A 6856-nucleotide genomic window follows, 5' to 3' on the forward strand; every position below is an offset into this window, starting at 1 on the left:
GACGACTCGGAGAGCGGGGAGCAGCGCCACATGACCAAGGGTAAGGATAGGGCGATCGTCGTCAAGCGCGTGGCGCCCGCGAAGAAAGGGCACCACGGCGGTGCGTGGAAGCTCGCCTACGCGGACTTCATGACCGCGATGATGGCGTTCTTCCTGCTGATGTGGCTGCTGAGCGCCGTGACGCCGGTTCAGCTCAAGGGCATCGCCGAGTACTTCAATCAACCGTTGAAGGCGGCGCTGCTCGGCGGCGGCGATCGCAGCGCGCAGGAGTCGAGCATCATCAAGGGCGGCGGACGCGACATTTCGACCGATACCGACGGCGTCACGCGCCGCTCGGACGGCACCTCGTCCCAGGCGAACCATACGGCCGCGCGCGCCGACGATCAGGCGTTGAACGCGCTGCAAGGCGCGCTCGAGCGGCGCGAACAAGCCCGGCTGCACGATCTGCAGGTCAAGCTGATGGCCGCGATCGAGGCGAACCCGGTGCTGCGCCAGTTCAAACAGCAGATCCGCATCGATTCGACGCTCACGGGCCTGCGCATCGAGATCGTCGACACGCAAAAGCGGCCGATGTTCGCGACCGCGAGCGACGACGTTCAGCCATACATGCGCGACATCTTGCGCGCGATCGGCCAGACGCTGAACGACGTGCCCAATCGCATCGTGGTGCAAGGCCATACCGACGCCGTGCCATACGCGGGCGGCGGCAAGGGCTACAGCAACTGGGAATTGTCGGCCGACCGCGCCAATGCATCGCGGCGTGAGCTGATCGCGGGCGGGATGGACGAGAACAAGGTCATGCGCGTGCTGGGGCTCGCCTCGACGCAAAACTTGAACAAGGCCGACCCGCTCGATCCGGAGAATAGACGCATAAGCATCATCGTTCTCAACAAAAAGTCCGAGGACGCATTGATGCATGATGACTCGACGGCGACGACGCTGTCGGACGATGCGGCCGGCGCCGCGCCGCTCGTCGGCAAGATTGCGCCGGCGCCGATGCCGGCGCCGGCGGTGAATGTGGGTGTAGGCGGACAAGCAGTCAATAAATGACGAGACGCGCGTGCAAGCGCGAAAGCGGTGTGAGGCATTCATGATCAAACACATTCTGGCGATCGACGATTCGGTCGCGATGCGTGAAATCCTCGCGGCGACGCTGCGCACGGCCGGCTACGACGTGACCGTGGCGGCCGATGGCGACGAGGGGCTCGCGAGCGCTTTGGCGCGCACGTTCGACCTCGTGCTGACGGATCAGTACATGCCCAAGCGCAGCGGGCTCGATGTGATCGCCGCGCTGCGGGCGCAACCGGCTTACGAGGCGACGCCGATTTTCGTGTTGACGACCGAAAACGGCGGTGCGTTCAAGGAAGCGGCGCGGGCGGCGGGCGCGACGGGATGGATCGAGAAGCCACTCGATCCCGACACGTTGACGGAGCTCGTCGACGCGCTCAACGCGTGAGCCAAGAGCGGCCGGCGGAAGAATCGAAGGCGCGACTTGCTGCATCGCCCCTGCGCGGGGCGAGCGGCGCACGATGGGAAGGACAGGGCATAGGCGGCGCAACGGGCGCGAAAGTTCGGTAAGACGAACCTCGCACGGCGAGCGAAGCAAACGACTCTTAGCGGTGACGGAAGCATGACACTCGACATTACTCAGTTTTATCAGACGTTCTTCGACGAGGCGGACGAGCTGCTTGCGCAGATGGAGCAGCTGCTCCTGAACCTCAACGTCGGTACGCCCGATCCCGAAGATCTCGCGGCGATCTTTCGCGCTGCTCACTCGATCAAGGGCGGTGCGGCGACGTTCGGATTCACGGCGCTGACCGAAACGACGCACATTCTCGAATCGCTGCTCGATCGCGCGCGCAACAACGAATTGACGTTGCGCAAGGACATGATCGACACGTTCCTCGAGACGAAGGACGTGCTGGCCGACCAGCTGGCCGCCTACCGCGCGAGCGCGGAACCCGACGCCGCGGCCGCATCGGCCATTTGCGCGAAGCTCGAGCGCCTGCATGCCGAGGCAAGCGGGGCGGCGGCGGAGCCGGCTGCTGCTGCGGCGGCGATCGAGCCCGCGCCCGTCGCGAGCGCGGCGCCGGCCGAGGGCGGCACGCCCGAGCACGTGGTCGAGCAGGCCGTCGAGGCTGCCCACGGCGCAGGCGCGGCCACGGCAGTCAGCGGCGGCGACACGAACAATGAAGGGCCTCACCTGAAAGTTACGCTACGGGGGGTGGGGGAGAAGGACCAGGATCTCCTGATCGAAGAATTGGGCAACCTGGGCAACATCGTCGGACAGGTGAAGAGCGGCGGCGACTTGATCGTCTACCTCGAGACCGACGTGCCGTCCGACGACATTACCGCCGTGTGCTGCTTCGTGATCGACGAAAGTCAGATCGCGATCGGCCGCGGCACGGCGCCGCCCACTGTGGCGCCCGGCGCCGAGGTGCCGGCCGCCAGCGTGCCGCCGGCGAGCGCGCCGCCGGCCCCGGCTGCGCCGGTTGCAAGCGCGGCGCCGGCGAGCGCGCCCGTACCGACGGCGGAGCCGGCCACGGCCGTGGCGGCGCCCGCGCCCGCGCCGGCTGCATCGTCGGCGCAGGCCGCGGACGACAAGAAAGCCCGGCCGGCGGCTGCCGCCGCATCGGCCGAAGGCAGCTCGATTCGGGTCGGCGTGGAGAAGGTCGATCAGCTGATCAACCTGGTGGGCGAGCTCGTCATCACGCAAGCCATGCTGGCGGAGACGACGAGCACGTTCGACCCGGCGCTGCACGATCGGCTGTTCAACGGCATGGCGCAGCTCGAGCGCAACGCGCGCGATCTGCAGGAAACGGTCATGTCCATCCGCATGATGCCGATGGACTACGTCTTCAGCCGCTTCCCGCGTCTCGTGCGCGATCTCGCGGCGAAGCTCGGCAAGGAAGTGGAGCTCGTCACCTTCGGTCAAGCGACCGAACTCGACAAGAGCCTGATCGAGCGCATCATCGATCCGCTGACGCACCTCGTGCGCAACAGCTTGGATCACGGCATCGAAACCGTCGAGGCGCGGCGCGCGGCGGGCAAGGACGGCGCGGGCCAGCTCGTGCTGTCGGCGGCTCACCACGGCGGCAACATCGTCATCGAAGTGTCCGACGACGGCGCGGGCCTGCGCCGCGACAAGATCCTCGCCAAGGCCATGAAGCAAGGCATGCAGGTGAGCGAATCGATGAGCGACGAGGAAGTCTGGAACCTCATCTTCATGCCGGGCTTCTCGACGGCGGAGCAGGTGACGGACGTCTCGGGCCGCGGCGTGGGCATGGACGTCGTCAAGCGCAATATCCAAGCGATGGGCGGCCACGTCGAGATCACCTCGCACGCGGGCAAGGGCACGACGACGCGCATCATCCTGCCGCTGACGCTGGCGATTCTCGACGGCATGTCGGTGAAGGTCGGCAACGAAATCTTCATCCTGCCGCTGAACTTCGTGATGGAGTCGCTGCAGCCGGTCGCCGAGGACATCTACACGGTGGCCAACGGCGAACGCGTGGTGCGCGTGCGCGGCGAATACCTGCCGCTCGTGCCGCTGCATGAAGTCTTCTCGGTGGACGGTGCGCGCACGGAGCCGACGCAGGGCATCGTGACGATCATGCAAACCGAGGGCCGCCGCTTCGCGATGCTCATCGACGAACTCGTCGGTCAGCAGCAAGTGGTCGTGAAGAACCTCGAAACGAACTACCGCAAGGTGCGCGGCATTTCGGCGGCGACGATCCTCGGCGACGGCAGCGTCGCCCTGATCGTGGACGTCGCGGCACTAAACCGTGAGAGCCGTGCGTCGCACGGCGCCATGAACTTTTCGTAATTCCCAACCGTTTGGGGGCTAACGTGGCAGAAGTCCAAACCAACAACGCGAACGCGCTCGTCGCAGGCGGGCGCCGCGACGCGCAGCAAGCCGACGCGACCGGTCAGGAATTCCTGATCTTCACGCTCGGCGCCGAAGAGTACGGCATCGACATCCTCAAAGTGCAGGAGATCCGCGGCTACGACAGCGTGACGCGCATCGCCAATGCGCCCGAGTTCATCAAGGGCGTCATCAATCTGCGCGGCATCATCGTGCCGATCGTCGACATGCGGATCAAGTTCCACTTGGGCCGCGTCGAGTACGACCACCAGACGGTCGTCATCATCTTGAACGTCGCGCACCGCGTGGTCGGCATGGTCGTCGACGGCGTGTCGGACGTGCTGACGCTCACGGCGGACCAGATCATGCCCGCGCCGGAATTCGGCGCGACGCTGACCGCCGAATATCTGACGGGCCTCGGCACCGTCGAAGGTCGCATGCTGATTCTCATGGACATCGAAAAATTGATGGTCAGCAAGGAAATGGCGCTCATCGAAACGTTCGCCCAATAAGGCTGACGCCCGAGCGCTCGCAAACGGAGATTCACGATGTTGCAAAACTGGTCGATCCGCACGACGCTGACGGCTATCGGCGCCGTGCTCGTTGCCCTGACCGTTGCGGTCGGCGTGCTTGGGGTCACCGCGCTCTCGGGCGCGAGCCGCTCGCTGGATTCGCTCGCGCACGGCGATTTGCCGACGATCCACGCTCTGGATGAAGCGTCCAGCAACTTGCTGCGCTCGCGCATTGCGCTCGATCGGTTCCGTGCCTTGTCCGAGGCCGGCAATGCCGACGAAGCCAAGAAGGTGCTCGCCCGCGCACAGGAGCTGCTCGAGATATCGAATCAAGCTTGGCAGACGTTCTCGAGCACGCCGCATGAAGGCATGGATCAAGCGCTCCTCGACGAACTCAATGCGCGTCGCGCCACGCTGCTGCACGACGGCGTGGAGCCCGAATTCGCAGCTGCGCAGGCGGGCGATCTGGCGGCTTATCACGCGATCGCCGATACGAAGATCAGCCCGATGTTCGTCGATTTCGACAAAGCGGCGACGCGCGTGCTCAAGGGGCGGCAGGATCACGCCGAATCGGAGCGTAACAAGGCTGAGGGCGTCACCGCACTCATGAGCTCGCTCATCATCGGGGTCACGGCGCTGGCAATCGTGCTGGTCGTATTCATTCGGTTCGCGCTGCGCGGACTCATCGTCCAGCCGATCAACGATGCGATCGAGCATTTCGAGCGCGTCGCGGACGGCGACCTGACGCGATCGGTGCGCACGGGCGGAACGAACGAAATCGGCCGTTTGTTTGCCGGCATCGCCCGCATGCAGGGCGCCATGACGACGATGGTCAAGGCCGGGCACGCCGGCGCCGAATCGATCGACGTGGGCGCGCGGGAGATCTCGATCGGCAACACCGATCTGTCGCCGCGCACCGAGGAACAGGCCGCGTCGCTGCAGCAAACGGCGACCAGCATGGGCCAACTGACCGGCACCGTGCGTCAAAACACCGAAAACGCGCGGCAGGCGAGCCAACTGGCCGTGAATGCGTCGGATATCGCCGTGCGCGGCGGGGACGTCGTGAACCAGGTCGTCACGACGATGCAAGACATCGCGACGAGTTCGAACAAGGTCGTCGACATCATCGGCGTGATCGAAGGCATTGCGTTCCAAACCAACATCCTTGCGCTGAACGCGGCCGTCGAAGCGGCGCGGGCCGGCGAGCAAGGTCGCGGCTTCGCCGTGGTGGCGGGCGAAGTGCGCAGCCTCGCACAGCGCAGCGCGGCGGCAGCCAAGGAAATCAAGGCGTTGATCGGCGATTCGGCCGACAAGGTGGCTAGCGGCTCCGCGCTCGTGGGACGTGCCGGCACGACGATGGACGAGATCGTGCAGGCCGTGCGGCGCGTGACCGACATCATGGGTGAAATCAGTGCCGCGTCGGAAGAGCAATCGACCGGTATCGAAGGCGGCAATCGCGCGCTGGCACAAATGCACGCGGTGACGCAGCAAAACGCGGCGCTCGTCGACGCGGCTGCGGCCGCGGCCGCATCGCTCGAAGAGCAGACGCGGCAACTGAAGACGGTGGTTGGGCGTTGGCAGGTTCAGGGCTCTCATGTGTCGGCTGCCCCGGCGAAGCCGACCGCCGTTGCGGCGAGCAAACCGGCCAGCGCGCCGGCCGCCCGCTCGATGGATCGATCGAGCGCGAAACCGGTCGCCAAGGCCCCCGCCGCGTCGGCTCCGAAGGCCGTTCGCGCTGCCGCGCCGGTGGCACATGAAGCTGCCGCGCCGAGCCGGATCGCCGCGACGGGCGAGAAGCGCGCCGCCGCACCGGCCGTTGCCACGGCGCCGAAGGCAAGCGTTGCACAAAAGGCAAGCGCGGCGCCGGCCGTCAAACCCGCGCCGCCCGCCAAGCCTGCGCCGGCCGTGACGGCTGCGCCGGGCAAGTCGGACGACGACTGGGAAACGTTCTAACACCGCCGCGCGGCAACGCGCGACGGGTAGTGCAGGTAACCGAGCAACATCATGACAGCGCGCGCACCCCAACGGCCCGAGCGGGCCGAGCCAGCCGGCACAGGTCCGGCCGAGCGTACCGCGTTCGCCGATCGCGATTTCGAATTCACGTCGGCGGATTTCGCACGCATTCGCGAGCTGATCCACCGGCGCGCGGGCATTTCGTTGTCCGATCACAAGCGCGACATGGCGTACAGCCGGCTCGCGCGGCGCTTGCGAGCCCGTAACCTCGAGACCTTTCGTCAATATCTCGAGTTGCTCGAGTCGGAAAACGATCCGGCCGAGTGGGAGGCGTTCACGAATGCGCTGACGACGAATCTGACGGCGTTTTTTCGTGAATCGCATCACTTCCCGATCCTGGCCGAGTTCGTGAAACGCCGGCAGCAACCGGTGTCGATCTGGTGTTCTGCCGCCTCGACGGGCGAGGAGCCGTACTCGATCGCCATGACGCTCGTCGAGGCACTCGGCGATGCGGCCGCGCGCCAGG

The 6856-nt window shown here is 66.1% G+C and carries 6 protein-coding genes; all 6 read left to right on the forward strand.

Translation table 11 applies throughout. The features are described 5' to 3' along the window. Window positions 1–30: 30 nt before the first annotated feature. The gene (gene motB, locus ACTHNR_RS15315; protein ID WP_440548505.1) at window positions 31–1050 is read left to right on the forward strand and encodes a flagellar motor protein MotB; all 1020 of its coding nucleotides are present in this window, start codon (window positions 31–33) and stop codon (window positions 1048–1050) included. 40 nt (window positions 1051–1090) lie between these two features. Then, window positions 1091–1456 (forward strand): response regulator, encoded by a 366-nt coding sequence (locus ACTHNR_RS15320; protein WP_440548506.1) that lies wholly within the window; start codon window positions 1091–1093, stop codon window positions 1454–1456. A gap of 174 nt (window positions 1457–1630) precedes the next feature. Further along, window positions 1631–3826, forward strand: a complete 2196-nt coding sequence (gene cheA / locus ACTHNR_RS15325) for a chemotaxis protein CheA (RefSeq protein WP_440548507.1) — start codon at window positions 1631–1633, stop codon at window positions 3824–3826. Window positions 3827–3849: 23 nt separating this feature from the next. Further along, window positions 3850–4377, forward strand: coding sequence for a chemotaxis protein CheW (locus ACTHNR_RS15330; RefSeq protein WP_440548508.1), 528 nt, complete (start codon window positions 3850–3852; stop codon window positions 4375–4377). Between the two features lie 36 nt (window positions 4378–4413). Then, a complete protein-coding gene (locus tag ACTHNR_RS15335; protein WP_440548509.1) occupies window positions 4414–6330 on the forward strand; it encodes a methyl-accepting chemotaxis protein in 1917 nt (638 codons plus the stop codon). 48 nt (window positions 6331–6378) lie between these two features. Then, a partial coding sequence (locus ACTHNR_RS15340) for a CheR family methyltransferase (RefSeq protein WP_440548511.1) occupies window positions 6379–6856 on the forward strand: 478 nt, incomplete at its 3' end.

The sequence above is a fragment of the Trinickia sp. genome (assembly GCF_051954495.1).
Lineage (GTDB): Bacteria > Pseudomonadota > Gammaproteobacteria > Burkholderiales > Burkholderiaceae > Trinickia.

Excerpts from the sequence above, each read along its gene's own strand:
- motB (WP_440548505.1), top strand. The coding sequence starts at position 31 with ATGACCAAGGGTAAGGATAGGGCGATCGTCGTCAAGCGCGTGGCGCCC.
- ACTHNR_RS15320 (WP_440548506.1), top strand. The coding sequence starts at position 1,091 with ATGATCAAACACATTCTGGCGATCGACGATTCGGTCGCGATGCGTGAA.
- cheA (WP_440548507.1), top strand. The coding sequence starts at position 1,631 with ATGACACTCGACATTACTCAGTTTTATCAGACGTTCTTCGACGAGGCG.
- ACTHNR_RS15335 (WP_440548509.1), top strand. The coding sequence starts at position 4,414 with ATGTTGCAAAACTGGTCGATCCGCACGACGCTGACGGCTATCGGCGCC.